This window comes from Mesorhizobium sp. WSM4814 (assembly GCF_055811595.1).
In genome coordinates this window covers 47,991-74,509 of record NZ_JBVVQT010000003.1, presented here as the reverse complement: position 1 = coordinate 74,509, position 26,519 = coordinate 47,991, and the positions used below count along the sequence as shown (strand labels likewise).

Annotated in this window: 20 protein-coding genes; 10 read left to right on the top strand and 10 right to left on the bottom strand. The window is 61.8% G+C overall.

Features of this window, described 5'->3' with window-relative positions; genetic code table 11:
* Position 1: 1 nt before the first annotated feature.
* Positions 2 to 826 carry a class I SAM-dependent methyltransferase gene (locus AC0L2V_RS06785; protein ID WP_473519732.1) on the bottom strand — a complete coding sequence of 275 codons (825 nt, stop codon included), beginning with the start codon at positions 824 to 826 and terminating at the stop codon, positions 2 to 4.
* A gap of 540 nt (positions 827 to 1,366) precedes the next feature.
* Between AC0L2V_RS06785 and AC0L2V_RS06780 the strand changes: the two genes are divergently transcribed.
* From AC0L2V_RS06780 to AC0L2V_RS06735, 10 genes are all read left to right on the top strand, one after another.
* On the top strand, positions 1,367 to 3,313 hold the full coding sequence (locus AC0L2V_RS06780; RefSeq protein ID WP_473508673.1) for an acyltransferase family protein: 1,947 nt from the start codon (positions 1,367 to 1,369) through the stop codon (positions 3,311 to 3,313).
* Positions 3,314 to 3,592: 279 nt separating this feature from the next.
* On the top strand, positions 3,593 to 5,347 hold the full coding sequence (locus AC0L2V_RS06775) for a right-handed parallel beta-helix repeat-containing protein (protein ID WP_473519731.1): 1,755 nt from the start codon (positions 3,593 to 3,595) through the stop codon (positions 5,345 to 5,347).
* A 301-nt stretch (positions 5,348 to 5,648) separates the two neighbouring features.
* A complete protein-coding gene (locus tag AC0L2V_RS06770; protein ID WP_128188114.1) occupies positions 5,649 to 6,260 on the top strand; it encodes a cupin domain-containing protein in 612 nt (203 codons plus the stop codon).
* Between the two features lie 116 nt (positions 6,261 to 6,376).
* A complete protein-coding gene (locus tag AC0L2V_RS06765; RefSeq protein WP_292407422.1) occupies positions 6,377 to 7,315 on the top strand; it encodes an ABC transporter substrate-binding protein in 939 nt (312 codons plus the stop codon).
* Between the two features lie 74 nt (positions 7,316 to 7,389).
* On the top strand, positions 7,390 to 8,187 hold the full coding sequence (locus AC0L2V_RS06760; RefSeq protein ID WP_287327587.1) for an ATP-binding cassette domain-containing protein: 798 nt from the start codon (positions 7,390 to 7,392) through the stop codon (positions 8,185 to 8,187).
* Complete coding sequence (locus AC0L2V_RS06755; RefSeq protein WP_128172070.1) at positions 8,184 to 9,194, top strand: ABC transporter permease; 1,011 nt, start codon at positions 8,184 to 8,186, stop codon at positions 9,192 to 9,194. Before AC0L2V_RS06760 ends, AC0L2V_RS06755 begins: the two co-directional genes overlap by 4 nt.
* A 4-nt stretch (positions 9,195 to 9,198) precedes the next feature.
* On the top strand, positions 9,199 to 10,290 hold the full coding sequence (locus AC0L2V_RS06750) for a phosphotriesterase family protein (protein ID WP_473519730.1): 1,092 nt from the start codon (positions 9,199 to 9,201) through the stop codon (positions 10,288 to 10,290).
* Positions 10,291 to 10,327: 37 nt separating this feature from the next.
* Entirely contained in the window at positions 10,328 to 11,098 is a 771-nt protein-coding gene (locus AC0L2V_RS06745) for a glutamine amidotransferase (RefSeq protein WP_473519729.1), read from the top strand.
* A gap of 3 nt (positions 11,099 to 11,101) precedes the next feature.
* Complete coding sequence (locus AC0L2V_RS06740) at positions 11,102 to 12,010, top strand: PfkB family carbohydrate kinase (RefSeq protein ID WP_473519728.1); 909 nt, start codon at positions 11,102 to 11,104, stop codon at positions 12,008 to 12,010.
* On the top strand, positions 12,007 to 12,837 hold the full coding sequence (locus tag AC0L2V_RS06735) for a BtpA/SgcQ family protein (RefSeq protein WP_473519727.1): 831 nt from the start codon (positions 12,007 to 12,009) through the stop codon (positions 12,835 to 12,837). Before AC0L2V_RS06740 ends, AC0L2V_RS06735 begins: the two co-directional genes overlap by 4 nt.
* Positions 12,838 to 12,961: 124 nt before the next feature.
* Here the strand turns inward: AC0L2V_RS06735 and AC0L2V_RS06730 are convergent, their stop codons facing one another.
* From AC0L2V_RS06730 to AC0L2V_RS06690, 9 genes are all read right to left on the bottom strand, one after another.
* Complete coding sequence (locus tag AC0L2V_RS06730; RefSeq protein WP_473519726.1) at positions 12,962 to 14,155, bottom strand: Wadjet anti-phage system protein JetD domain-containing protein; 1,194 nt, start codon at positions 14,153 to 14,155, stop codon at positions 12,962 to 12,964.
* The gene (locus AC0L2V_RS06725) at positions 14,152 to 17,595 is read right to left on the bottom strand and encodes an SbcC/MukB-like Walker B domain-containing protein (RefSeq protein WP_473519725.1); all 3,444 of its coding nucleotides are present in this window, start codon (positions 17,593 to 17,595) and stop codon (positions 14,152 to 14,154) included. Before AC0L2V_RS06725 ends, AC0L2V_RS06730 begins: the two co-directional genes overlap by 4 nt.
* Positions 17,592 to 18,248, bottom strand: a complete 657-nt coding sequence (locus AC0L2V_RS06720; RefSeq protein ID WP_287327594.1) for a DUF4194 domain-containing protein — start codon at positions 18,246 to 18,248, stop codon at positions 17,592 to 17,594. The genes AC0L2V_RS06725 and AC0L2V_RS06720 overlap by 4 nt, the downstream gene beginning before the upstream one ends.
* On the bottom strand, positions 18,238 to 19,764 hold the full coding sequence (locus AC0L2V_RS06715) for a Wadjet anti-phage system protein JetA family protein (protein WP_473519724.1): 1,527 nt from the start codon (positions 19,762 to 19,764) through the stop codon (positions 18,238 to 18,240). Before AC0L2V_RS06715 ends, AC0L2V_RS06720 begins: the two co-directional genes overlap by 11 nt.
* Complete coding sequence (locus AC0L2V_RS06710) at positions 19,764 to 20,060, bottom strand: hypothetical protein (protein ID WP_473519723.1); 297 nt, start codon at positions 20,058 to 20,060, stop codon at positions 19,764 to 19,766. The genes AC0L2V_RS06715 and AC0L2V_RS06710 overlap by 1 nt, the downstream gene beginning before the upstream one ends.
* 323 nt (positions 20,061 to 20,383) lie before the next feature.
* On the bottom strand, positions 20,384 to 21,370 hold the full coding sequence (locus tag AC0L2V_RS06705; RefSeq protein WP_473519722.1) for an NAD-dependent epimerase/dehydratase family protein: 987 nt from the start codon (positions 21,368 to 21,370) through the stop codon (positions 20,384 to 20,386).
* 172 nt (positions 21,371 to 21,542) lie between these two features.
* Positions 21,543 to 25,001, bottom strand: coding sequence for a chromosome segregation protein SMC (gene smc, locus AC0L2V_RS06700; protein WP_473519721.1), 3,459 nt, complete (start codon positions 24,999 to 25,001; stop codon positions 21,543 to 21,545).
* Between the two features lie 117 nt (positions 25,002 to 25,118).
* A complete protein-coding gene (locus tag AC0L2V_RS06695) occupies positions 25,119 to 25,865 on the bottom strand; it encodes a DsbA family protein (protein WP_091595939.1) in 747 nt (248 codons plus the stop codon).
* 130 nt (positions 25,866 to 25,995) lie between these two features.
* Positions 25,996 to 26,496, bottom strand: coding sequence for a DUF721 domain-containing protein (locus AC0L2V_RS06690; RefSeq protein ID WP_473519720.1), 501 nt, complete (start codon positions 26,494 to 26,496; stop codon positions 25,996 to 25,998).
* Positions 26,497 to 26,519 lie beyond the last annotated feature (23 nt).

Sequence of the window (26,519 nt, the reverse complement as noted above, 5' to 3'; positions counted from 1 at the left end):
ATCAGCCCTTCCCTTGCTTGTAGCAAAGGAAAGAGACCAGGCGCCCAGGCCGGCGGTCCAGCAATGCCGCTGCTCGGGCAACGGCACCGAAAGGCAGTGGGAACAGGGCCGCGCGGACCAGCCCCGACACTGGGCCGAAGACTGCCGCGAGCCTTTCGCGAATTTCGGAGGCCGTCATCGGGTCATAGTTCACAACCGATTGGAAAGAGTTCATTTCGCGATCGATCGTAAGCCCCGCCCCCTGCAACGCAGCGCGGTAGGCCGCCAGCGTGAAAGCGTTCTCCCCGCCGTAGAGGTGATGCAGCGGATGAGAGCGCAGAAACGGTTCCAGCTGCTGCGGCCCGGATATCACATGGTCGCGCAATGACAGGAACGTCGCGCCCTCGCGAGAGAGGCGCGCAACCTCACCGCAGAACGCCGGAAGATCATGCGCGTGATGCAGCACTTGCCTGGCGACGACCAGGTCATAGCCGGCGGCGGTCAACGGGATAGCCTCGCCGAACGCTTCGATCACATCGATGCGCGTGCCTGTTTTGTCGGCAAGCGTGCGGATTGCGGCGGCACCGACAAGGGCGCTGGGATCGGGCTCGACGGCGGTTACCGACCAGCCCTCGCGCGCCAGGGCATAGGAGAGGATGCCATTGCCGGCGCCAAGGTCGAGAGCACGGCCGACCTTGCGCGGGATCATGCTGCGAACCGCATCGAACTCTGCGCTTTCATGATAGCGCTGCGCGGCCACGACCGGATCGTCGAAATAGGCGGCGCGGGCGAGCTCTTTCATCGAAGGCTCGCTCATGCACCAGCGGACGGCGTCTTCCCAAGTCATGGCCGCTTCAGGCATCGAGAGAAACCATATGCTGGATCAATCCCCGTGGTTTTCCGGCAACAACTGCGTGAGGCGGCACGTTCTTGGTCACGACGATCTCGCTCTCCCGTCGATTTCTCGAAAACGCCCACAACAGCCGCCATCAATGCTCAGCTCGACGAGCGCGACAACGCTTTCGCGTCACAGGCTTGCATGCTTTCCCGTCCGTCATTCAAGGCAGGTTGTTTCCGGCGCTCGTGAGAGGTAATACGCTGCCCATCGCCTCAAAGCGGCACATCGTCGATCACACTTTGGCCAGGACGTTGTTCTGGCGAACAGCTACGCTACCGTCTGTTGCCTCGTCAAGTTCAGATCACGAGAATTCGAATCGCGCGAATTTCGTCCGCGCAAAACGCCCTTGCACCCCTTACCTGCATTGAGTTTCTCTCGCTCCCAGCGGTCCCGTCCGCAGATGACAATTATCGCAGCAGCTTGGAGTAGCGCCCCGGCTCTGGTTCTTTTATAGACGGGGACCAGCCCCGGGGACCCTGAACCTTCAACATGCACACCAGAGTCGGAAGCGCGGATTCGCACCTCATTGGCTATCGGGCGGACGTCGACGGGCTGCGCGCCGTCGCCGTCATATCAGTGATTGCATTTCACCTGTCGAGGTCATGGCTGCCGGGAGGATATCTGGGCGTCGATATCTTTTTCGTGCTCTCGGGGTATCTGATCACGCTGATCTTGTGGCGCGAGGCGCTCAAAGGGCAGTTCTCGATTATTCGCTTTTATGAACGTCGCGTCCGCAGGATCATGCCGGCCCTCGTGCTGCTGCTGTTCTTCACCACCTTGGCCGCCATTGCCCTATTGCTGCCTGCCGACCTGATCGGCTACGGCAAGAGCATGCTCGCCACGCTCGGCTTCGTGGCCAACATCCATTTCTGGCGCGATACGGATTATTTTTCGAGGGCCGCCGAGGCGAAGCCGCTGCTGCACGTCTGGTCATTGGGCGTCGAGGAACAGTTTTATATCATCTTTCCCCTGTTGATTGCAGCATTAGCCCGGTTCTGGCCGCGCGCCACCTTTCCCGCAATCGCCATGCTCACGCTTCTGTCCCTGGCGGCCAATATCCTGGCCCTCAAAGTCGGCGGCGCATCGCCGGCGTTTTTCCTGCTGCCGACCCGGGCCTGGGAGCTTGGGGCCGGCGCCATGGCCGCACTTCTGCCGCTCCGCCTGATGCCGCTAGGAGCCGTTGCCGGCCTGCTCGGATCCATCGGAGCGGCCGCAATTGTCATCGGCGTTGTCAGCCCCCTGCAGAAATACGGTGCCATTCCCGTCGCCCTGCCGGTGGTGATCGGCACGGCATTGGTGATTGCCGCCGGCCAAGGCAAGCAATCGCCCATCAGCCGATTGCTGGCGTTCGGTCCGCTCACCTTTGTCGGTTTGATCTCCTACTCGCTCTATCTCTGGCACTGGCCGTTCATCGTCTTCTCGCAATACTACCTGGTCCGTGATCTCAATCTCGGCGAGATGGCGGTTGCCGTCGCCGGCATGACGATCTGCGCCATCCTCTCCTGGCGATTTGTTGAGCGTCCCTTCCGCAGCAAAACCATCGCGGCACGAACCGTGTTCCTCGCCGCCGCCGGCGGGGCCGCGGCGCTCGCGGTGGCGGCGTCGGTGCTGATCTGGTCGAACGGGCTGCCCGGCCGCATGAGCGGCGAGGCAGCCGCCATCAATGCTGCCGTCGGCACCAATTATCGCTGCCCGGTCTCGAATTTCCTGCGCCTGGGCCAGTCGCGCGCCTGCGTGCTCAACCTGCCGTCGCGCAATCCCGCCGATGCGAAAATTGTCCTGCTCGGAAATTCGCATGCTCAGATGTATGCGCCCGTCTGGGACTCCATCTTCATCGAGGCGGGCCTGCCCGGCCTGCTGGTTCCGGCCAATGGCTGCCTGCCGACGGTGTCCGTCAATATCTCGCGCGAGTGCATCGCTGTCGCCGCCGGCAACCTGGCCGAACTCGGCAAACTGGCAAACACCGAGACCGTCATCCTAGGCTTGACGTGGGAACATGCCGCGGACGCGCTGGTCGATGCGGACGGCAAGACTGTCGACAACAGCAATGACCGGGCACTCGTCGGCGGGCTCGACGACCTGATCGACCGCCTGCGTGGGTTTGGCAAGAAAGTCGTCCTGATCGGCCCGATCGCCTATCCAGGCTGGGATCTTCCTTCCGAAATGAGCCGCGAGCTCGCCTTCGGCCGGCCGCTGGAAAAACCGGCCTCTCTGCCGGCCGGGGAATTCCAACGGCAATACGGGGCAATCATCCGGCACTTCGAGAGCCGGGGCGACATCGGCTTCGCGCGGCCCGACACCGCGCTGTGCGATTCAAGCCGATGCAACTATGTCCTGGACGGGCGATCCATGTTCGCTGACGCGAGCCACATCGCAAAAGCGGAATTGTTCCGCTTCCGCGCCATCTTCAGCGCGGCGCTGGCCTCGCAGCACTGAGCTTTCTGTATCGATGGTCAGGCTCTCCAAAAGGCCTTCACCTCGCCGCAATCTGTGCTTCTTGATGTCGGTGTTTCGTTTGCCGTGAGCACTGCCACCTATTTGCCGTCAGGCTGGCAACGAACGCTCGGTTCGGCCGTCATCTCGACCGGTGGATATCCGACCGGTGACCGCAGGCGCCGAATGCGGTGCGATTGCAGAAAGCGCGAGCCCCGCATGCCACCGGATGACAAATTCTCCCCCACCCGCCGCCACCTGCTGACAGGAGCGCTTGGAGCCGTGGCGGCCTTGGCGGCCGGATCTGCCGCCACCTCGCCCGTCGGTCAACTCGAGCGCCCCCAACCCGGATACCCGCACGCGCCAGGCGGCCTTGTCGTCTTCGGCGACGATGGAACGGACGTAGCCGCTTTTGTCAATGCCATGGCCCGGATCGCGGCCACGGGAGGTGGGACACTGATGTTCCGGCGCGGGGTCTACAACTGGTCGTCGACGGACCTGAAGGCCTTGGGCCATCCCGGGATAACGGTTCCGGCCAACTGCACCATCGACGGCAACGGATCGGTCATCAACATCACCGGGTCGGACCAGATCTACTATGTCTTCACCGCCACCGACGTCTCCAGGGTCGCCGTTGGCGATCTGAAGGTCATCGGGAATAGCGTATCGACCGGCTACAACGGCGGTGCATTCATGAAGTTCGCCCTCAGCCCGACCGCAACCGCCGGCATCGATTCTTTCAAGCTGGACACCGTCGAACTCCAGAACTTCAAGGCGCCGTGGTGGATATTAGTCTATAACGAGAGCCGCTCGAACCTCGAGATCCAGCACATACGCATCAACGGCCTGCGCGGCATTTCCCGGCCTGGCAATTCGCTGGACCCGGAGGATCTCGGCGCACACGCTGCCGTCATTGGCATCAACAGCGCAGCGTGGGAACCCGATGACGCCGCCCGGGCGATAGTCCGCGACGTGATTGTGACCGGCTTCTATGCTGAAGCCACACACATCAAGCAGGGCATCAACTTTGAAAGCAATGTCCGCGACAGCGAGATCCGCGGCGCCGTAGTCCACAATGCCGGTCTTGTGGGGGGCAAAGACGACACAGGCTGCTACGCGCTGATGGTCTATGGCGCGAACAACCGCAACATCCGCATCACGGATCCCGTTCTGATTTCACCGCGCGACAACGGGATCTATGCAGTCAACGGGTCAGGCCTGGCCATCACGAACGCAACGGTGCGCGGACAGACCAGCAACTCGGACCGGACTTTGCCGAAGGCCGGAATTTCCATCAACAGCGTCCGGGATGCCATGGTCTCCGGCGGCACTTTCAGCAACAACGTCACCGATCTCTATCTCGGCATTCGCGGCGCCGCGGCCAATGTCAGCGTCGAGGGCGTCGAATGCAACGGCGCGTCCAGGGCAGGCATCTGGCTGCAGGGATCGGCCGCCAATGTCGGTGGTGCAACAATCACCGGAGCGCGGGTCAATGCTGGTGAGACGGCGCGGGCACTGTATTCGCCGAATGACGAGATCCACTACGTCAACGAAGTCAGAATTTCCGACTGCGAGTTCGCCACCCGCTACATTACCGCAGTGGAAGTTTCGGCATCGCCCACGCCGGCTGCGAACTGGAGTTTCAGCAACGTGACCTGCACTGCACGCGGGACGCCGTTCCAAGCTTACCAATTCGGGGGGCAGATGACGATCAAGGGCATGCGGTTGGTGCTGTCGGATGGCGGAACGGAGGGCTACAGCGCGTTCCGCTGCTACGGCGCCGGCGCTATGATCGTCGACGGCCTGACGATCGCCGGCCAAAGGGAGGGCACCACGCTTGACACAAGGCGCTTTGTCGGATCGCTGATCAACGTGCGCTCCGAAAATTCGACCACCAGACCCCTCTCTGCTTCGGAAGGGACTAGCCGCCCGACATTCAAGGGCTTTCCAGGCGCCCGCATCCAGAACCTTACGCCGGAAGCGGACGGGTACCACGAGTGGCAATGGCAGGGCGGGGCCTGGGTCGAGAGTCGGTGACACTGCGATCCGCCTCCCCGACGTGACAGCCTGCCGCTTGATGTAGACGGGCCAACGCCTGTACACCGCCTTCGATCGAGGACGGATCCAATATGTCCCCCTCGACGGCCTCGGGCATCCTTACCGTCGAGGAAAAGACGGTTGGAGAACAATGCAGGACCGTTTTTTTGTTTCAGTCGGCGCTGGGTTCGATCGAGGGACGGCCAGGTCGAAATTGACAGATCACCACTTGCAAATCGGTCGCGGCTGTCTTTTGCTCGCGCGACAGTTGTCCCATGACTGTTGAATGGTTGGCGAACGGATGAACAAAATCGATCGGCGACGGCCGGAGTCCGAAACGGACGCCACCGTAAATGCCGCGCGGCTTGGAACGCGGTTGCGCCTCGCCCGCCAGACGCGGGGCATGACGCTGAAGACGCTGGCGACAGCTGCGCACTGCTCTGAAAGCCTTCTGTCCAAGATCGAGAACGGCAAGGCTTCGCCATCCCTGCCCATGCTTCACCGCCTGGTCGAAGCTCTGGAGACCAATATCGGCTGGATGTTCGAACAGGTCGACGATGACGAGGCGATCGTGTTCCGCGCAGGCGCGCGGCCATTGATCTCGCTCGACGCGCTGAGGCGCGGCGAGGGCATCTCGCTCGAACGCATCATTCCATATTCGCCCGGACACCTGTTGCAGTGCAACATCCATCATATCGAGGCAGACGGCGAGAGCGAAGGTCCCATCCAGCATGTCGGCGAGGAAGTCGGCTACGTGCTTGCCGGCCGGATCAAGCTGATCGTCGATGGCAAGAGCCATGATCTCGCCACCGGCGATGCGTTCGTATTCAGGTCGGAGCTGCCGCACCATTACCGCAACATCGGCAAGGAGAGAGCCAGTATTTTTTGGGTCAACACACCAGCGACCTTCTGACGGCTGTGAGATCAAATTCGTTGACAAATATTCAAGTCTCTTGAATGCTTGCCTTGTGCCTGTAGCACCAATGGGCCAGCCTAACAGGATTGGCCCGCAAGCAAGGGGAACCGAAAATGCGTCCGTTCAAGCTTCTCTTCCGTTGCGCCGCCGTCTTGGCCATTTGCTCGACGGCGATGGGATCGGCGTTCGCCGATACGTTCGCTCTGGTCAACATCAACCAGCAGGCCCTGTTCTTCAACCAGATCAACGAGGGCGCCCAGAAGGCGGCCGACGCCGCCGGCGCCAAGCTGGTCATCTTCAATGCCAACAACGTGCCGAGCGCGCAAAATGACGCGATCGAGAACTACATCACACAAAAGGTCGACGGCATCATTCTGGTCGCCATCGACGTCAACGGCGTCAAGCCTGCAATCACCGCCGCGAAGGCGGCCGGCATCCCCGTGATCGCCATCGACGCGCAGATCCCCGACGGCGACAATGTTGCGTTCATTGGCGTCGACAACGCCAAGGCCGGCGAGGATATCGGCAAATTCTATGCCGATTATGTCAAGTCGGAGATGGGCGGCACTGCCAAGATCGGCATTGTCGGGGCGCTCAATTCGTTCATCCAGAACCAGCGGCTCGACGGCTTCAAGAAGGCGGTCACCGACAGCGGCCTTGATATCACCTTCCTCGACACGGTCGACGGCCAGAATGTCCAGGAGACCGCGATGAGCGCTTCGGAGAATCTGATGACCGCCAATCCGGACATGACGACGCTCTATGCGACCGGCGAGCCGGCGTTGCTCGGCGCTGTTTCGGCCGTAACCAGCCAAGGCCGCACCGGCGACGTCAAGGTGTTCGGCTGGGACCTGACCAAGCAGGTCATTCAGGGCATTGACGATGGTTGGGTGGTGGCAGTCGTCCAGCAGGACCCTGCCGGCGAAGGCAAGGCCGCTGTCGAAGCATTGGTCAAGCTCAAGAAGGGCGAAACGGTCGAGCCGATCATCAATATTCCGGTGACGATCGTGACCAAGGACAATGTCGAACAATACCGCGCGATGTTCCAGTAGACTGCATCGATGACCCGTCCGCGGCGCCGCGAAGGGCTACGCCGCGGACGCTTTGCAATCCCGTGGGATCCAAGATGAGCAGTGGCGAGACCTATCGGGTGCGGATGAGCGGCATCTCAAAGCGCTACAATGCCATTCAGACGCTCGATGACGTGTCGCTGGTGCTGAGGCCGGGCGAGGTCCTGGGGCTTGTCGGCGACAATGGCGCCGGGAAGTCGACGTTGAGCAAGGTGCTGTCGGGAGCGGTGGTTCCCGATGCCGGCACGATCGAGATCGATGGAACGCCGGTGACCTTCACTTCGCCGGCGGACGCGCGTGCGGCGCGCGTCGAGATGGTCTATCAGGATCTGTCGCTCTGCGACACGGTCGACGTCGCCGGCAATCTCTTTCTCGGCCGCGAGCCGCGCCGCCGCATCGCCGGCATTTCGTTTCTCGACAAGAAGCGCATGCACGAGCAAACGCGCCAGATGCTCGACCGTCTCGGCATCGTTATATCAGACACGCGGCTCAAGGTCGAAAACCTGTCCGGCGGACAGCGACAGTCGATCGCGATCGGCCGCGCCGCCTCGTTCGAGCCGTCCGTGCTGATTATGGATGAGCCGACGGCGGCGCTCGCCGTCGCCGAGGTCGAGGCTGTGCTGGACCTGATCCGCACCGTCAGCGCCCGCGGCGTCAGTGTCATCCTGATCACCCACCGGCTTCAGGATCTGTTCCTCGTATGCGACCGCATTCAGGTCATGTACGAAGGACGCAACGTCGCCGAGCGACTGATCGGCGAAACCAATATCGAGGATGTCGTCAACCTGATCGTGGGCCGCAAGTTCAACGCTCGTTCGGCCACCAACGCCTATCGCGATGGAGCGCCAGCATGAGCGAAGCGACTTCGACCCGCTCCGCGCAGTCTCGAAGGGTCCGCGAATCCACATGGCGAGATGCGGTGCTCGCCAACGGCAGTGTCGTGTCGATCGCGCTGTTCTTTCTTATCGTTAGCGTCATCTTCTCGGTGGCGACGGACGCCTTTCTGACGTCGCCCAACCTGCTGAACATCCTGCGGCAGTCGGCACCGCTGCTGATCGTCGCCGCGGCGATGACCTTCGTCATCACCACCGGCGGCATCGACCTTTCGGTCGGCTCCGTGCTGGCGCTGGTGGCAACGCTGTCGGCGACATTGCTGCAGTTGGGCCTGCCATGGCCGCTGGTCATCCTCGCCATGCTTGCGCTGGGCGCCTTGCTTGGCGCGGTGCAGGGCTATTTCGTCGCTTATGAGGGCATCCCGGCCTTCATCGTCACACTTGCCGGGCTTTCGGTGATCCGTGGCGTGGCGCTGCTGATCACCGGCGGCTACTCCATCCCCATCGAGCCGGGCAGCCCTTTCACGGTGCTGGGCCGCGCCTGGCTGCTTGGCGTGCCGGCGCCGGCGCTGATCGCGCTGGCGATCCTGGCGATCGCCTATATCGCCTTCAACGAGACGCCGTTCGGCCGCTACGTGACCGGCATCGGAGCCAACGCCGAAGCGGTCAGGCGCGCCGGCGTGAACACGCGGCTGACGACGCTTTTCGTTTACGTGATTTCCGCCGCCGCGGCAGCTCTTGCGGGGATCATCATTGCTGCCCGGCTCGGATCCGGATCGTCGAATGCCGGACAAGGATTTGAGCTCGAAGTGATCGCTGCCGTCGTGCTTGGCGGCACCAGCCTGTTCGGCGGCCGCGGAACGATCGTCGGCACCGTTCTCGGCGCGCTTACCGTGGCCGTCATCGGCAATGGCCTGATCCTGGCACATCTGTCGCCTTTCCTGACGCCGATCGTCACCGGAACGATCATCCTGATCGCCATCTGGCTGAACTTCCGCCTGTTCCGCGGCGCCGTGCGGAGCCGTTGAGCCCATGAGTGATCTTTTCGATGACGCGGCTCCCAGGCAGAGGCTGGCGATCGGAGTCGATACCGGCCATGTGATGACCGTTCTCGGCCCCGTTCCGGTCGAAGAAATGGGCGTCACGCTGATGCACGAGCACATCTTGCTCGACGGCGCGCGCAGCTGGAAATGTCCCTGTCATCCCGACGACATGGCGCTCGCCGAGCAGCCGGTGAACATCGAGATCATCGGCGAATTGCGCATGAACCCTTACGTCAATCGCGACAATGTTTCGCTCGATGACAGTGACCTGGCGCTGTCTGAGCTGCAACGCTATCGCGCGCTCGGCGGCCACACCGTCGTCGACGCGACCAATATCGGCATCGGCCGCGAGCCGGAAAAGCTCGCCCGCATCAGCCGCATGTCCGGCCTGAAGATCGTCATGGGCACCGGCTTCTATCTGGAGCACACCCATCCCCAATGGCTGAAGGCGATGGATGTCGACGCGGTGACCGAGTTCATCGTCAACGACGTCGGCGGCGGCGAAACGCAGCCGCCGATCCTGGCCGGCCTGATCGGCGAGATCGGCGTCAGCAAGGATTTTACTTCGGAGGAACGAAAGTCGCTGCGAGCTTCGGCGCGGGCCTCGCGCATCACCGGCGTGCCGCTGTCGATCCATTTGCCCGGCTGGGAGCGGCTGGCGCACGATGTGCTCGATGTCGTGGAGGCCGAGGGCGCCGATCTTCGCCACACTGTGCTCTGCCACATGAACCCCAGTCACAATGATCTCGACTACCAGACAAGCCTCGCCCGGCGCGGCGCGTTTCTGGAATACGACATGATCGGCATGGACTATTATTATACCGATCAGGACGCGCAATCGCCTTCCGACGAAGAGAATGCGCGGGCAATCGCGGCACTTGTCGAGGCCGGCTTCGGCGATCGCCTGCTCTTGTCGCAGGATGTGTTCCTCAAGATCATGCTGACCCGCTTCGGGGGTTTCGGCTACGGCTACATCCTCAAGCATTTCATACCGCGCCTGAAACGGCATGGCGTCGAGCAGCCAGCCATCGACCGCATGCTGATCGCCAATCCGAAAGCCGTGTTCTCGCGGCGGAATTAAGCCCAGACTTACGGCTGAGACTTACGACGGAGTTCAAATGTCCAAGAAAAAGATCCTGCTTGCCGGTGAATCCTGGGTGTCGACCGCCACCCATATCAAAGGCTTCGACCAGTTTCCGACGGTCACCTACCACACCGGGGCGGACGAATTGCTGACGGCCCTGAAAGCGACCGACTTCGACGTGACCTTCATGCCGGCGCATGAGGCACAGCGCAGCTTTCCGCAAACAATGGAAGCGCTTTCGGCCTATGACGCGGTGGTGCTCTCCGACATCGGCGCCAACACGCTGCTTCTGCATCCCGACACCTGGGTTCACTCCAAGCCGACGCCGAACCGCCTGCGGCTGCTGCGCGATTATGTGCGCGACGGCGGCGGGCTTTTGATGTTCGGCGGCTACTACAGTTTCCAGGGCATCAATGGCGGCGCGCGCTATCGCAAGACGCCGGTCGAGGAGGTGCTGCCGGTGAGCTGCCTCGCCTTCGACGACCGCGTCGAGGTGCCGGAAGGGTTTTCGCCTGTCCTGAAAGGCTCCTCGGACCATCCGATCCTCAGGGGTCTCGGGTCGGATTGGCCAGTCCTGCTCGGCTTCAACGAGGTGACGCTGAAAGACGGGGCGGAAGTCCTGGCAACCGTGTCGTCGGATTATGGCTCGCTGCCGCTGCTCGTCACCGGTCACTATGGCAAGGGCCGCACTGTGGCCTGGACGTCCGATGTCGGGCCGCATTGGCTGCCACCGGAGTTCATCGCCTGGAAAGGCTACAAAACCCTGTTCGAGCAGATGCTGAGCTGGGCGATCAGTGAGAGCTGAGCGATGCATGTCCATGTCGTCGGCAATGCCTGCGTCGACACGATTTTTCGCGTCGGCCGCTTCCCTGCCGCCGGCGAGACTTTGAACGCCAGAAGCTACGCCGACGGCCTCGGCGGCAAGGGAGCAAACCAGGCGGTTGCCGCCGCGCGCACGGGTGCTGCGGTAACGTTTTGGACGGCGCTCGGCAAGGACCGCGCAGGCGCATGGATCAGGAGCCGCCTCGACAGGGAGTTGTCTGACCTCGAGGCGATTGAATTCGACCTGCCAAGCGACCGCTCGACCATCGTCATTGGGGCCGGCGGCGAGAACTTCATCGTCAGCGGCGTCGCCTGCAGCGAGGCGTTCGATCCGATCGCACAAACCGCACTTGCGGGCCGAATCGCGTCTGGCGACATCGTTGTCTGCCAAGGAAACCTGCGAGGCGCCGCGATAGATGCCTGCCTGCGGGCAGCACAGGAAAATGGCGCGCGCACCGTTCTCAATGCCAGTCCTATCGATGCGGCGGCTCTGCCTGACTTCGGCCTGGCGCAGGTGTTGGTGGTGAATCAATCCGAGGCGAAAGCGCTGACCGGCCAGGATGACATGGCAGCCGCCGCCGACGCGCTGGCGGCCAAAGGCGCCGAGACAGTCGTGATCACGCTCGGTGCGGAAGGCTGTCTCGCCCTTGGCCCGTACCAGGGAGGATCGTTTCGTTTGCCGGCACCACGTGTCGAGGCGCTCGACACCAGCGGCGCCGGCGATGTGTTTTGCGGCTGTCTGGCCGGCGGGTTTGCCAAGGGAATGTCGGTTGCCCCAGCGCTGAAGTTCGCGCTCGCGGCTGCCGCTATTGCGGTGACTCGCCCGGGCACATTGATATCCTGTCCTTCCGCGTCTGAAATGGCGGCGCTCATCGATCAAACGGAGCTCTCATGACCCAACTCGGTCAATCAGGCGGCGACGCGCTCGTAGAACTTTTCGGCCGCACCAAGGTGGTGATCGGCGTCGTTCACCTGTCGCCGCTTCCCGGCGCGCCGCGCTATGACGGCGAGGCGGTCGAGGCGATCTATCAGCGCGGTCTGGACGATGCGAGATCTTATCTCGATGGCGGATGCGACGGCGTGATCGTCGAGAATCATGGCGACATCCCGTTTGCCAAACCTGACGATATCGGACCGGAGACAGCGGCCTATATGGCGGTTATTTCCGACCGTATCCGCCGCGAGTTCGGCAAGCCGGTCGGCATCAATGTGCTCGCTAACGCCGCGATCCCTGCCCTTGCGATCGCCAGCGCCTCCGGCGCGGGCTTTATCCGCGTCAATCAATGGGCGAATGCCTATGTCGCCAATGAGGGTTTTGTCGAGGGGGAGTCCGGTCGCGCAGCACGCTACCGCGCCAGGCTGCGCGCCAACGGCATCCGCGTCTTCGCCGATGCTCATGTCAAGCACGGCGCGCACGCGATCGTTTTTGACCGCCCGGTGAAGGAACTGGTCAAGGATCTGGTCTTCTTCGACGCCGACGCCATCATCGCGACCGGTCAACGCACCGGGCACGCTGCGGATCTGAGCTATATCAGCATGATCAAAGAGGCCGCAGGCCTGCCGACGCTGGTCGGCAGCGGCGTGACGCCCGACAATGCCAACGATATCCTTGGCATCGTCGATGGGATCATCATCGCCAGCGCGCTGAAGCATGACGGCGTCTGGTGGAACCAGGTCGACCCTGCCCGTGTAAAGACCTTCATGAGTGGGCTGAGGCGATGATCGAGCGGCAATGATGCCATGCTGGTTGTGGCGCGAGGGGCCAAGGCAACTAACCGCCCACGTTCACATCAACAACTTAGCACAAACGACATGACGACTATCTAGGGCAGTTGCCAAGGTCCCATCACGGTGCGGGTCGCACAGGCGCCAGGCTTTCCTGTTCATGCGCCAAGGCGGTCTCGGCAATTAGATCCCAAAGGGCCGAAATGGCACTAGCCGGGCAAACGCCGGCAGCAAGTCGACGCTGATTTTTCGACGACATCCCATGCCTACGAAGAAGTAATGGCTCCATAAGGTGCGGCCGAAGCACTATCCCAGATGGAGCGAGCGCATCTTCGAGGTGCCTGAAGATGCGAACGCCACCTGCATCCATGTCGCCCCAATGAAATGCTGGGGCGCCGGCCGCTGTGGCAAGCCGGACAATTTGATGCAGATGGGCGCGTGCCGGAAAACCACCAGTGTAGATCACGAGGCCAGACCTGTCAGCGTTGACCTCGCGAACATGTCTTATGAACGAGACATAATTTTCGATAGTAAGGACATAACCAACTTCGGCTGAGAGCTGAATCTGCCCCCCTTGGTCCGGCGGGACGCCGTAGTAAGCAAGATCGGGCAATGGCATGACCGCGATTTTTAGCGGGCCGCTCAGCAGCAAAGGATGCGGCGTCTTCAAAATACCAAAGGTCGCGAGCAGTTCGTCGACATCAAGGCCCATCGACGACGAATGCTCTGGATGGAGCCGTGACAGCAAGGCCGCGACGGCAGTGCTCATCCGCTCGAGGGCTTTGCTGTCGGCGCCGGATTGTCGGCTGAAGGATCGGAAGTCGATCGGGCTGGCTGATGGCTCTTTTGCGCGTTGCACAATCGCCAGCACGAGATCGATGCTCTTAGTTAATGAATCAACGTCACCTGGTGTCAGCCCGAACCGGCCTACACCACGCGCCCAAGAATCGGCGAGTTCATCGAATAGTGCTTGGGCGCGTTCCGGCAGATCGGCGCGCCGACGAATTCCCGCAAGCGCATCGTTTGCACGTTGTTGGCCGGGCTGACGTCCGAGGTGAGCATACAACGCCATAGGATCGGTCAATCGGACATGGGCGATCACAGTATCGCCATCTATCCGACGCCGTTGAATCTGGATGCCGCCCGTCCGCTTTACCATTTCCAATTCGCGTTCGAAGCGGTCCCGATCGAGCACACTTGCGAAGCCGTCGTCGTCAATATAGGCGAGCAGCCTGGTCGCGGTGGGTTTGGACTCGAGGCGATTAAGAAGGTCATCGAGTAATGCCGAGACATCGATGAACGCGCGCCGCTTCATTCGGCAGCATCCGAGCGAGATATGTCGAACTTAGCGGCGAGGTCCTCGTCGCTCATATGCTGAGGATTCGCGGCACGCATCTGGATACGTGCATGCGGCTTAATCCGTGCGGTCTCAGCAGTTGCGATGTCGCCATGGCGAAAGACATCAACGATGCTATCAAGATTTTCATAGACCACTGACCGCTTCTCAGATGGTGCCGCGATCACCACCTGAAGCCCTATATCATTGTAGAAATCGAGTAGTGTGCGCTGATTGGGGCCGTCCATCTTGCTGAAGGCCTCATCGAACACTGCGAGCCCGAGGCCTAGATCGGCGCGGTCATACTGGCGGCGGGCACCATGGTAGATGCTCGAGAGTGCGGCGCCGATAACGACGTAAAAGGGTACTTGCCGCTCGGCACCGCTCGCCACGCCTCGACGTCGGTCATAGCTGGTCTGGCGCCCCTTCTCGATGTCCTGCATGCGCAGGTCGAAGGTGAAATAGTTCCGGTAATCCTGATAGGCCGAGAAATCGAGCGCCTGATCGCTGAGCAGCCGCTCAACCTCGGCCAACGCCTGAGCATGGTCCTCGTTGCGCGGGCTGCCGCGGCCGAACAGGGCGCCGAACAGGTCCTCATTTTCTTCGCTCTCGCGCGCCAGACGATGTAAGGCAGCGAACTCCTCCTTCGGCCTCGCGTGAAGAGTATAGATCTCGCCATGCAGCGGACGCGTCTTCAAGGCGCGCCCGAGATTATCAAGCTCAGTTTTCAGGTCATTGAAGCGGGTATTGAGCTCATTTATGAAGGCGGTGCGAAACAGACGACTGATTTGGTCTGCTGCTTCATCGGCCTGCCGGCGATAACGAATGAGTTCGTTGCCCTCGAGCGCGATGACATTTTCAGCGACCCAAGGCTTGACCTCCGCGGTGATCTTGCCCTGCATCGCTACAGGTGCGCTGTTGTCGAAATTTACGCGATAATGGCCAAGCGCCTCGCGGATTTCACCTTCGCACGCTCGATAAGCGTCCTTCGCCTCTTCGGCCTGACGCGCCATATCCTGCATGACTCGCGCAAGCGCTCGCGGTCGCTGGGCGCGATAGTTATCTCGAAGCATCACTAATTGTGCTCTGTTGCTTACCCGTCCGCGAAACAGCCGACGACGCGCGGTCAGGCACAGCCAGGATCCGGGCTGCCCCTCGCCGGCACCGAGACGGCGCTCAATCTCTGCTCCTTCGGAGGTCAAGGCTCCGCGTCGCTCGATCAGTGTTTGTTTTTCACCCTCGAATTCACGAAGTTGCGCAATCGTCTTCTCGATTGCCGCCTTGAGAGCCGGGTCGATGGTCGCAGCAATACGATCAAGTCGTGCCTGAAGCTCGATGCGCCGCTCGTCGAGTTGGTCTATCTTCATCGATAGTTGGTCGAGGCTGTGCTCCGGCGTGATTGGCGCCATCATGGCTTCAAGGCGTTTGCCGATGTCATCATGAAACCGTTCAGCTGCCACGTGATTGGCGATCAATCCGCGCTGCTCCTCAATCTGGTGCGTGAGTTCGTTTTGCATCAGTGGTGCAGCAGCTTTGCCGATCTTCAGATCTTGGGTGCGCATAATCGAGACGACGATCCCGTCGTTATAGGCTCCGTCGCGCATGATAGCTCGACCGCCGCTCAGCAATTCAGACTGTGTCTCGGCGAGGCGGACAGTTCCGGCGCGAAAAATGATGAAGGCCATGGCGAGAGGATCGTCACTTCGCAGGATACTGGCTAGTGTTCCAGCATCGGCGTGGCGTGGCAGGCCGGCCAACTTGCGGGTATTGGCCACTCGACATCCTCGGTAAGAATCGCGCCCTCCCCGCAAAATCTCGACTGCGCGAGCCGCATGGTCTGGGTCGACAATGATCGCTTCGCGGTCGCGCCCGAGGAGAGCTTCGGCGGCCTCGCGCCATTCCTCGTCAACGACTTCGGTGATCTGGCAAAGTGCGCGCGGCCGCATGCCTTCCCGCTCGAGCACCTCCATTAGGCGCGACGTGCGGTCCTCGAGTGCGACCTGTCCGCTGCGAGCGCGCGTGAGCCGCTCGACGAGATCATCAACCGTGTTCTGGATATTCCTGCGCCAAGTGATGGCTTCGTCGCGCCGTTCAAGCACCTTGGGAAGATTGGCCTCAGCCGCATAACGTGCCGCCGCGATGAGCCGCTCCATTTCATGTGGGTCGCGTGGCCATGCCGGCGGACTGAGACCATCAGTCTTAGTCTTGATGGCCTCGATAGCCTGAATCAGAACACCCATTTTGAGCGGTGCGAGGCGCTCCTTCGCGTCGAGCAAGGTTGCGGCCCGCGCGACGCCCAGAAAGCGCGCCTGCAACCGTTCCGCGACAGCAGTGCGTGCGTGTTCGAGAGCCTTGAGCTCGCTCGTCACGACCGACCGTTGACTTGCTGCATCTTGCGCGGCCATCTGGGTCTGGAGGCTCTCATAATCGTCGCGCAATAAACCCAGTTCGTCATCATACCGGCCGATCTCGGCTTTGATGTCATCAAGTGCTGCGCGATTCTTACGGCGTGCGGCCAAATTGAGTAGCAGCACCGAGCCTGCCTCGATGAGCGCAGCGAGACGCTCGACACCGCGCGCCACTTCCTCACGCTCTAGGAGACTGGAAAAGGTTTCCACCAGTGCTTGGAGTGCGCGTAGCGCTAAGAGCCGCCGTTCGAGCTCGTGTATGTCTTTCTGGATGTCGCGATAGCGTTGGATCGATTCGCGCAGTTCGCCGATGTCGATGTCGTTCTTCTCAAGCAGAAAGTTGTGCACGAAGCTTTCGACCGAGCGCATGTCCTCGAATGAGAGCGCCATCACGAAGGCTCGCGCAAATCTCTCGGCGTCTGTCGGTCGACGGCCCGTGAAAAGCAGCCGCATATATTCGCGGATGTGATTGCGCGGGGAATCGGGCTTAAGCAATGTCGTTCCCTTGATGGCGCAAGCTTGGCTAAGCCGCTCATGTACGAGCGTCCAGGGCGCCGAGCGATAGTGGCCGCCACCGATCGATTCGATCAGCAAAGTGCTATCAATTCGAATGCCAGGCGCGACATAGCGTCCAACGATCTGCGTATCCTCTTGTAGTGTCGCTTCTAGGCAGAGACCGACGCTGACCGGTGGCCGCAAGCCATCAGGATCGTCGAACACAAGTGCGATATGGGTGACCGCCTCCTCTCGGAGAAATTCATGTTCGTTGAGCTGGCCCAGACAATAACCGCGCAGTGTCCGCTCCGACCGGCCACCGCTGCTCTCGCCAGCCGAACGATTGAAGCGATAATAGCGGCGTGAGCCGCCGGTCATTACCGTTTGGATGAGATCGATGAGAGTTGACTTGCCCGAGCGGTTCTTGCCGAGAATCGCGGCATCGCCCGAGATGTCGAGATCCTCGCGACCAAATAGGTGCCATTGTACCAGGACGATGCGGCTGAGTTGCATCATGACTCAGCTCCACTTTCTTCGGCCAAATCCGCGTGACGACTGACGTCTTGATATTCGGGGCGCGCGAGCAGCTCTTCCAAATGAGTCAGGAAGTCCTCCCCAGTAACGGTTGCGACCAACGCTCTTATGGTAAGTTCCATATCCTGAACCTCCTCGTCATAGGCGCCGAGCCGCACGATCGCCCGGCGTTCAAGCGCCTGGATAGCGTTGCGGAAGTCGGTCACGGTGAGCGCGGGTCGGCGAGCCCGCGCCACCATGTCCTGATAAGCGTCATAGGCTTCGTTAAGGGTGACCAGCACACTGCCGTGACGCTGGACGTCGCCTTCCTGGATGCTCTCTTCCCAGAGCCGGCGAAGAAGGAGAAGGACCAATGTTTCATCCATTCGCATGCGGGGCGGACTGATCAGCTCGGTGTCTGGCAGGATACCAGCCCAGCCTTCGCTTTCGCGCACGACAAGACGGTAACCTGCCACCTCAAAATAGCTACCGACCAGACGTTCGGTATCCGGCCTAAGAAGCGTTTCAAGGAGAGTCGACGAACCGCGATCCTCGACATGGATGAATTGATAGCGAAGGAGATGGCCAATAACTTGGGTAGCGCGTTGCATGCGCCGCGGATCATGCGCTTCGAGCGCGGCGAATTCACTTAGCATGGTCGTGCCCCTCCAGCGTGACGCGGTCATCCTTGCGCTGGACGCGAAAACCATTGCAGGCAAGCCAAGCATTATCGACACCGGCCCCATCGGATCGCTGAAACGAGAAGCTCTCGCGGAGATGGGCAACAAGCTGATGTACGTCTTCCGGAGTATCGCCGCTTGCAGCCACGGCAAGGCGTAGCGCCTCAAAGGCGAGGAAATCATCTATAGTGTCAATCCAGAAGTTTGCCGCCTCGGTTTCGCCAAAGGGTGGTACGCGCCGCTCGACGAAGCGGCTGACCTGTTCAGAGGTGACCGTCAGCCGGTCAAGATGTTCGCGCTCGAGCCGCTTGCGCAACTCGCGTAAGGGGTCCGCCGACGGGAGGAGGAGAATGCCGCTGACTATCGGCGCGCGAGCATTGCGCGACCGCGCGAGCAGAAACGGCGAGAGCGGGCTTTGGCGCGGCTCGAGGGGCCCTGGGATGCCCAGCGTGCGGCCGTGCGATTCCTGCAGTTTGTCGAGCTGCAGCAGCAGCGGCTCGCTCCGCATAAGGAAACTGCCACTGCGTCGTCCGGCATAACGCACGGTATTGCGAAGACGCGTCTCAAGACGCGCGCGATGCTGCTGGATTCGCTCGAACGCCTCTTCTATGCGCTGAAACACGCGGCGGATCTTGGAGAGATCGTCGAACACGATGTCGCGGGCGGCCGGTAAGTCCTTTGCAAGCCGCGCCTCGAGATAGGCGTCGGTGAGTACACCGATGTCGAGAACTGAATCCTCAAGAGCGTCGAGCGCAGCAAATATGCGATGGCGAAACCGATAGGGGTGCGAAGTGGTTGTAATCACGGCATAATCTTGGAGGAGCACGCGCTCGACGAAATCCTCGAAATAATGTCGCAGCCGCCGGCCGATGCTGTCGCTTGCGAGGACCTGCCGATCGACCTCCCGCAAGGCGGAGAGTACGCTGCGGAGATACCGACCGAAGGACGCAGCATCACGTGCCGCCTTGTGCAGGCCAAGGGCATTGTCGCGCGCATTGACCTGCAATGCTTCTAGTTCATTCCTGACTTGAACGACCAAGCCGCCGAGTTGTTCAGACATACCTTCACGAAGGGCGCATAGGAATTCTGCAAGGCGCATGGCGCCGGGCGGCATGTCGACCGTCACTTTGAGCCCGTAGCGCGTTTCCTCGAGCCAACCGGTAGCGAGCAGCCGAATGTAAATGTGGCGGGCGCGTACCATAGCCTCGCTGCTCGCCCCGGTGTCGGCGATCTCCAAGCTCCGCCTTCTTATACGCCGACCTCTGCCTGTAACGACTTGGTCAAATGTGACCGGTGTCTCGTCTTCGCGCCAAAGCTCAGCGCTATGACCCAGCCGCTCATAGATTAGACTGACGACTTCAGATTGGGTAGGAAAACGCAAGTCCGATCGGAAGAAGTCTTCGTAAATCTTGACGAGCACATGCTCGTAAAGATGGCGATTGGACCCTGAAAAGAGCGTGAAGATATCTGCGTTGAGTTGGCCGAACAGCATCAGTGGGCCTCCAGCACAAACGGACAGGTGGCAAGTGTTAACCCGTTCATACTGGCAAATCGCCAAGAATCATGCGTATGGCGATGATGGGGCGGAAGGCCTCGGCGCTGCAGGTGTGGAGTGATGACCCACAGCGTATTGAGGGCTTCCCGCAAAATCTCAGTCATTGATTCAAGACCGCCATCATCGGAATAGGCCAGCGGATCATCGAGAGTCCACGAAACGAGCCCGCCTTTCACCGGCAGCAAGTCCTCAAAGGCAAGGCGCCACGCTGCGGCACCTGCGTGCAGTTCCATGCAAATTCTTGCTGAAATACGCTCAATCCCACCCTGGCTCCATCCCGTGTAGGTCGGGACATGTGCCCTCAAGAATATCCGCAAATCTTGCATAGTCGACAAGTGTGCAATTTGCGTCTTCCATGTTAATACAGATTTGTTTTTAGTTGAGAGCAGTCGCGTTTAGGCTGGCGGGTCTGCTCGCTCCTGAAGTGGTTGTCCTATGGGCGCCCGGTATTCCGGGCAGTCCGGATTGTCAGCGCCGACTGTCCTATGATGCAATCTCACGCGCCGAGTTGCGCCGTCTCTCTTCTGCGGAGACCCAAGGCGCACTCACGCGACAGTCACGTTGTCGTTGATCCCGCAGCCCATTCCGACCGGTACCAGTCGACGAATTTTTTCAGCCCGTCTTCTGTCGAAACGCTCGGCTTGAAGCCGAAATCGCGCTCCAGCGCAGTCATGTCGGCATAGGTCCGCTCGACATCGCTGCTTTGCATCGGCTCGCTGTGGCGGATCGCTTTTACGCCGAGCAGTTTTTCCAGAGCGTCGATGAAATCGCCGAGCCGCACCGGCCGGTTGTTGCCGACATTGTAGAGCCTGCTCGGCGGAACTTCAGCCGATGGCGGCTTGTCGAGCACGGCAACGACAGCTCTCACCACATCCTCGACATAAGTGAAATCGCGCCACATCTCGCCATTGTTGAACACCCGGATCGGCTTGCCTTCGAGCATTGCCTTGGTGAATATCCAATAGGCCATGTCGGGCCGGCCCCAGGGACCGTAGACGGTGAAAAATCGCAAACCGGTCTGCGGCACCCCGAAGAGATGGGCGTAGGTGTGGCTCATCAATTCATCGGACTTCTTGGTGGCGGCGTAGAGCGAGACGGGCTTGTCGACCTGATCGGTCTCGCTGAACGGCACCTTGCGGTTGCCGCCATAGACCGAGCTCGACGAGGCATAGACCAGATGCTCGAATGCGGGCTGCGCGCGACAGAATTCGAGCACTTCGAGATGGCCGACAACATTGGAACGGACATAGAGCCTCGGATTGTCGAGTGAATAGCGCACACCCGCCTGAGCGGCGAGATGGACGATCCTGACTATGCCTTGCCCGGCCAAAGAGTCGGCAAGAGCGCCCTGTTCGGCGATGTCGATCTGGTGAAATGAAAAATCCTTGTAAGGCTGCAAGCGGGCGAGGCGCCCCTTTTTGAGCGCCAGGTCGTAATAGTCGTTCATATTGTCGACGCCGACGACCGCTTCCCCCCTGCTCAGGAGATGATGGCAAACATGGCTGCCGATGAATCCTGCGGCTCCCGTGACAAGTACAGGCAACAAAGTTCTCCACGCATATGCTGGCACATGATCGCGAAATCGAGATCGATTTCGGAGAGGATCATGCGCAACATCAAAACGCTCATCAGAATGAACGGAACCGACCCAGTCCAATTCGTGTTTTAGCCGAAAGCCCCAATAGGCGCTACCGACAAGCTGCGCGGTCGACGCATCAGCTCGCCTCGCGCAGGGCCTCGGCCGCCTGAAGGTCGACCGACACGAGTTGGCTGACGCCCTGCTCGGCCATGGTCACCCCGAACAGCCGGTTCATGCGGGCCATGGTGATCGGGTTGTGCGTGATGATGACGAAGCGCGTCTCGGTGGTGGCCGCCATTTCGTCCATCAGATTGCAGAAACGCTCGACATTGTGATCGTCGAGCGGTGCGTCGACCTCATCGAGCACGCAAATCGGCGCGGGATTGGTCAGGAACACGGCAAAGATCAGCGACATCGCCGTCAACGCCTGCTCGCCGCCGGAAAGCAGCGTCATCGTCTGCGGCTTCTTGCCGGGTGGCCGCGCAAGGATTTCGAGACCGGCCTCGAGCGGATCGTCGGACTCGATCAGTTGCAGTTCCGCCGTGCCGCCGCCGAACAGATGCGAAAACAGGCGCTGGAAATGGCCGTTGACCACGTCGAAGGCAGCCAGAAGCCGTTCGCGGCCTTCGCGGTTCAGGCTCTGGATCGCCTGCCTCAGCTTGCGGATGGCCTCGATGATGTCCTCACGTTCGGAAACGATGGTCTCCAGCCGGTCGGACAGTTCCTTCTGCTCTTCCTCGGCGCGCAGATTGACAGCGCCGAGCCGCTCGCGCTCGATCTTCAGCCGGTCGAGCTGACGCTCGATCTCAGTCATCTCCGGCATCGGACTGTCGGCCTCCAGGCCGGTGTGGCGGATGACCAGATGCGGCGGCGTGTTCAGCGTTTCCTGGATGCGCGCCTCGACCTCCAGCCGTCTTTCATCGGCAGCGGTCAGCCGCTCTTCGGCGCGGACGCGGGTTTCGCGCGCCTCGGCCAGCGACTGGATCGCTGATGTCGCGGCCTTGTCCAGTTCGGACTGCTTGTTTTCCGCTTCCTGCAACCGGTCGCCGGCGGCCTGGCGCAGGCTTTCGGCTTCGGCAAGCTGCGACAGTAAGGCGCGCCGCTTGGCGTCGATCTCGTCGGGGGCGTCGGCCAGCCTTTCGCGTTCGGCCTCGGCCTCGGCCTTGCGTTCGCCGAGTGCGGCGATCTGCGTCGAGGCGTTTTCGGCGCGCTCCAGCCAGTTGCGGCGTTCCGCGCCGATGGCGTCGAGGCGGCGCGAGCGCGCTTCGGCTTCCCGCCTCAAGCCTTCATGGACGGCGCGGGCATCGGCAAGGGTGGCGCGGTCGCGAGCGACGTTGGCGGCCGACTGTTCGAGCTGCAACTGCAGATCACCGAGATCGGGTGCGCTTTGCAGCAGCATCTCGGCCTCGACGAAAGCCGCGGCCGTCTCTTCATGGCTGTCGACGACGCGCGCGCGCGCCTCGTCAAGTGCGGCGCGCCGGCTCGACAGCTCGCCGCCGGCCTTCTCGGCCTCGGCCAGCGCGTTGCGGGCGGCGTCCAGCCCATGCTGGGCATCACGCCCGGCCTGACGGGCGTTGCGCTCGGCCTCGCTCGCCTGGGCAAGCGCCTGCTCGGCATCGGCAAGGGCCTCTTCGGCCTGGCGCAGGATGCGGTTCGCTTGGACCGCCTCGGCGTCGAGCTCGGACAGCCGGTTTTTCTGCGCCAGCCGCTGCGCGGCGGCGGTCGGCGCGTCGGCGCTGGCGGTGAATCCGTCCCAACGCCAGAGCGCCCCTTCGCGGCTGACCAGCCGCTGCCCGGGAGCAAGCTGCGCCTGCAACCGTCTTCCCTCAGCAGTGTCGACGATGCCGATCTGCGCCAATCGGCGGGCGAGTTGCGCCGGCGCGCGTACGACGCTGGCAAGGCTCTTGATGCCTTCGGGCAGAGCGGCGTCGCCGGGCTGGACCTCGCTTTGGCCCCAATGCACCGGCGCGCTGCGGTCGAGCGGCACGTCGAGATCTTCGCCAAGGGCCGCGCCCAGCGCCGTCTCGTAGCCGCGCTCGACGCTGATCTGCTCCAGCACGGACGGGAAGAGGTCGCCGCTCGCGGCATTCAGGATCTTGGCCAGCGTGCGGGCCTCGGTTTCGATTCGCGCCAGTTCGGCCTTTGCATCCTGAACCGGCGGGCGGGCGGCGCTCTCCGCCGCGCGCGCCTCGGCGACAGCCTGTTCGGCGGCAATCGCCGCGGCTTCCGTTTCCTCGAGCAGCGCCAGCGCCTGTTCAACCAGAAGTTGCTTCTCGGCGGGATCGGCCAGGCCGGCGACCCTGGAGGCGATATCGGACAATTCCCGGTCGACATCGGCGAGCTGGCGGGCGAAACGGTCGCGGCGCTCTGCGGTGTCGCGCAGCGTTCGTTCGATTTGGTTGCGGGAGGCGGCGGCCTCCGCCCGTTCGGCGGTCAACTCGGCGAGTTTGGCTTCACTGGCGGCAAGCGTCGAAGCCGCCTGTTCGACCGCCGCGCGGGTGCTGGCATCGCGGTCGGCGGCGCCGGCGTTCTCGGTGTTGAGCGCAGTTTCTTCGGCGGCGAGACGCTCAAGAATATCCGCATTGTCGCGGACCATCCGCTCCTCGCGGACGATGTCGCCGTCGAGCTGCTGGAGCCGGCGGTCGAGCTCCAGTTGGCGGGCGCGGATGCGGCCCGCTTCTTCCTCGATCTGCGTCTTGGCGATCGACAGGCGCTGGAAGGCGGCAGCGGCGGCGGCTTCCGCGTCGCGCAGGTCCGGCAACCGATGGGCGCCGATCCCTTGCTCCCTGGCGGCAGCCATCTGGGCGGCGGCGCGGTCGCCGACCAGTGCCGTGGCGATCGCCAGCGCCGAGCGCGCCTCGCCTTCCTGCGTCTTGGCCAGCGTCCAGCGCAGATGCAGCAGCGTCGCTTCAGCCTTGCGGATATCGGCCGACAGGTTCTTGAAGCGCGAGGCTTGGCGAGCCTGGCGCTTCAGGCTTTCGATCTGACTTTCCAGCTCGCCGACGACATCGTCCAGCCGTTCCAGATTCTGTTCGGCCGCTTTCAGACGCAGTTCTGCCTCGTGGCGACGTGTGTGCAGACCCGAAATGCCGGCCGCCTCTTCCAGCAGCGCGCGACGCGCCTGCGGCTTGGCCTGGATCAGCTCGCCGATGCGGCCCTGCCCGACCATCGAGGGCGAACGGGCGCCGGTCGACTGGTCGGCGAAAAGCAGCTGCACGTCCTTGGCGCGGGCTTCCTTGCCGTTGATGCGGTAGAGCGAACCCGCCTCGCGCTCGATGCGACGCGAAACCTGCAACTCGTCCGCGTCGTTGAAGGCCGAGGGCGCGCTACGGTCGCTGTTGTCGAGGAAAAGCGTGACTTCGGCGGTGTTGCGGGCCGGACGCGTTCCGGAACCGGAAAAGATGACGTCGTCCATGCCGGACGCGCGCATGTTCTTGTACGAGCTTTCGCCCATCACCCAGCGCAGCGCCTCGACAAGGTTCGACTTGCCGCAGCCGTTGGGGCCGACGATGCCGGTCAGGCCGCGTTCGATGACGAACTCACCGGGTTCGACGAACGACTTGAAACCGAGCAGGCGAAGGCGCGAGAATTTCATTCGCGCCGCCCCAAAAGCGGGTTCTGCAAAAGTGTTCCGCGGTTTGGCGACAAGAACTCGCGGCGCAACAAAAAGTTGCGCACGCCGAAGCGCAGCCGCTTCGGCGCTGCCGAGACGTCAGAGCAGAGGGTCGATAATGGCCGAGATTTCCTCAATCGACAGCGCCCCCTTGTAGGTCTTCCCGTTGATAAAGAAGGTCGGCGTCGAGTCGACCTTGAATTCATCGGCGCCGCGCTTCTGGACCGACCTCACATCGTCCAGAAGTTTCTGGTCCGTCAAGCAGGCCTCGAACGACTCCTGTGTAAAACCGGCCATCTTGGAGATTTGCAGCAGGGCGTCCTTGGTATTGGCGACACCTGCCCAGTTCGCCTGCTGCTTGAACAGAACGTCCACCATTGGGAAATAATTGTCCTTGGAGCAGCGCGCCAGCATGAAACCGGCCTCAGCGCTGGGATCGAAGGGGAACTCGCGCAGGATAAGGCGGGCCTTGCCGGTATCGATGTATTTCGTCTTCAGCGCCGGGAGGGTGGTTTCATGGAAATGCGCGCAGTGCGGGCAGGTCATCGAGGCATATTCGACGATGGCGACCTTCGCGTCGTCCTTGCCGAGCTGCATGTCGGGCAGTGCGCCGGGCTTCAGCAAGGCAGCCATGTCCACCGTGCCCTGGGCCTCAGGCGCCTTGGCCGCGGCCGGAGCGGCCGGCTTTGCCGGATCGGCCGGCTTCATCGCATCGGCTGGGGCCGCAGGCTTCACATCCTCCGCCACGGCTTTCTCGCCCGAGTCGCTGCAGGCGGCGAGCAGAGCCACCGCCGGAATGGCGGCCAGTGACGACAGGAGGTTTCTGCGGGACAAAAGACGGGGCATACGAATCACCTGACAATGGTTGGATTTTGCAATGCAAAGGCTAGAAAAGGCGAGAGTTGGCGCGAATTAAGGCATCGCCGTCCCCATTCCAATCGCCAAATCCTGGGTACGCGATCACGAAAGCGCGAGATTATATTTTCTTTTGACCGAGAATGGTGGCGCCGAGCCGCTCCAGCGAGGCGCGCAGCCCATCATCCTCGATCATTCCGACAGTGCCCGACAGCTTCACCTTCTCGGCCGCGGTCAGCGGCCGGATGCTTGGTTTACGCCGGCCTTTGTCAACCGTGACCGGCTTTTGCACGATTCTGATCCGGCCGATAGCGTTGAAGCCGAGGAAGGCGTTGACCCGGTTGATGATCTCGCCGGTCTCGTGCTGCAGATGGAGCGCCGCCATGCCTTCGCAGGCGATGACCAGCACCGCCGGCTCGAACGGATCATCTTCATGCATGCGGCGCGGCCACTGGATCTTTTCAGGGCGCGAACGGCTGGCAAGCCGCGGCCCGGCAATCTCCTCCCATGACTGGACGAGCCCGATCGAAATGCCGGCTCGCTTGCGCAGCACCGGATCGAGGATCTGGGTTGCGAGATCACTCACCGGAACGGGATTGCCGAAGGGCCTTTTCCCTGCCATGTGCGTTCTCCAGTCACGACCTT

Bases quoted from the DNA above. Each gene is read 5' to 3' on its own strand.
- AC0L2V_RS06740 (WP_473519728.1), top strand. From the start codon at position 11,102: ATGCATGTCCATGTCGTCGGCAATGCCTGCGTCGACACGATTTTTCGC.
- smc (WP_473519721.1), bottom strand. From the start codon at position 25,001: ATGAAATTCTCGCGCCTTCGCCTGCTCGGTTTCAAGTCGTTCGTCGAA.
- AC0L2V_RS06715 (WP_473519724.1), bottom strand. From the start codon at position 19,764: ATGCTGTTCGGCCAACTCAACGCAGATATCTTCACGCTCTTTTCAGGG.
- AC0L2V_RS06765 (WP_292407422.1), top strand. From the start codon at position 6,377: ATGCGTCCGTTCAAGCTTCTCTTCCGTTGCGCCGCCGTCTTGGCCATT.
- AC0L2V_RS06720 (WP_287327594.1), bottom strand. From the start codon at position 18,248: ATGCTAAGTGAATTCGCCGCGCTCGAAGCGCATGATCCGCGGCGCATG.
- AC0L2V_RS06735 (WP_473519727.1), top strand. From the start codon at position 12,007: ATGACCCAACTCGGTCAATCAGGCGGCGACGCGCTCGTAGAACTTTTC.
- AC0L2V_RS06780 (WP_473508673.1), top strand. From the start codon at position 1,367: ATGCACACCAGAGTCGGAAGCGCGGATTCGCACCTCATTGGCTATCGG.
- AC0L2V_RS06695 (WP_091595939.1), bottom strand. From the start codon at position 25,865: ATGCCCCGTCTTTTGTCCCGCAGAAACCTCCTGTCGTCACTGGCCGCC.
- AC0L2V_RS06755 (WP_128172070.1), top strand. From the start codon at position 8,184: ATGAGCGAAGCGACTTCGACCCGCTCCGCGCAGTCTCGAAGGGTCCGC.
- AC0L2V_RS06750 (WP_473519730.1), top strand. From the start codon at position 9,199: ATGAGTGATCTTTTCGATGACGCGGCTCCCAGGCAGAGGCTGGCGATC.
- AC0L2V_RS06770 (WP_128188114.1), top strand. From the start codon at position 5,649: ATGAACAAAATCGATCGGCGACGGCCGGAGTCCGAAACGGACGCCACC.
- AC0L2V_RS06725 (WP_473519725.1), bottom strand. From the start codon at position 17,595: ATGATGCAACTCAGCCGCATCGTCCTGGTACAATGGCACCTATTTGGT.
- AC0L2V_RS06730 (WP_473519726.1), bottom strand. From the start codon at position 14,155: ATGAAGCGGCGCGCGTTCATCGATGTCTCGGCATTACTCGATGACCTT.
- AC0L2V_RS06690 (WP_473519720.1), bottom strand. From the start codon at position 26,496: ATGGCAGGGAAAAGGCCCTTCGGCAATCCCGTTCCGGTGAGTGATCTC.
- AC0L2V_RS06745 (WP_473519729.1), top strand. From the start codon at position 10,328: ATGTCCAAGAAAAAGATCCTGCTTGCCGGTGAATCCTGGGTGTCGACC.
- AC0L2V_RS06785 (WP_473519732.1), bottom strand. From the start codon at position 826: ATGACTTGGGAAGACGCCGTCCGCTGGTGCATGAGCGAGCCTTCGATG.
- AC0L2V_RS06760 (WP_287327587.1), top strand. From the start codon at position 7,390: ATGAGCAGTGGCGAGACCTATCGGGTGCGGATGAGCGGCATCTCAAAG.
- AC0L2V_RS06710 (WP_473519723.1), bottom strand. From the start codon at position 20,060: ATGGAACTGCACGCAGGTGCCGCAGCGTGGCGCCTTGCCTTTGAGGAC.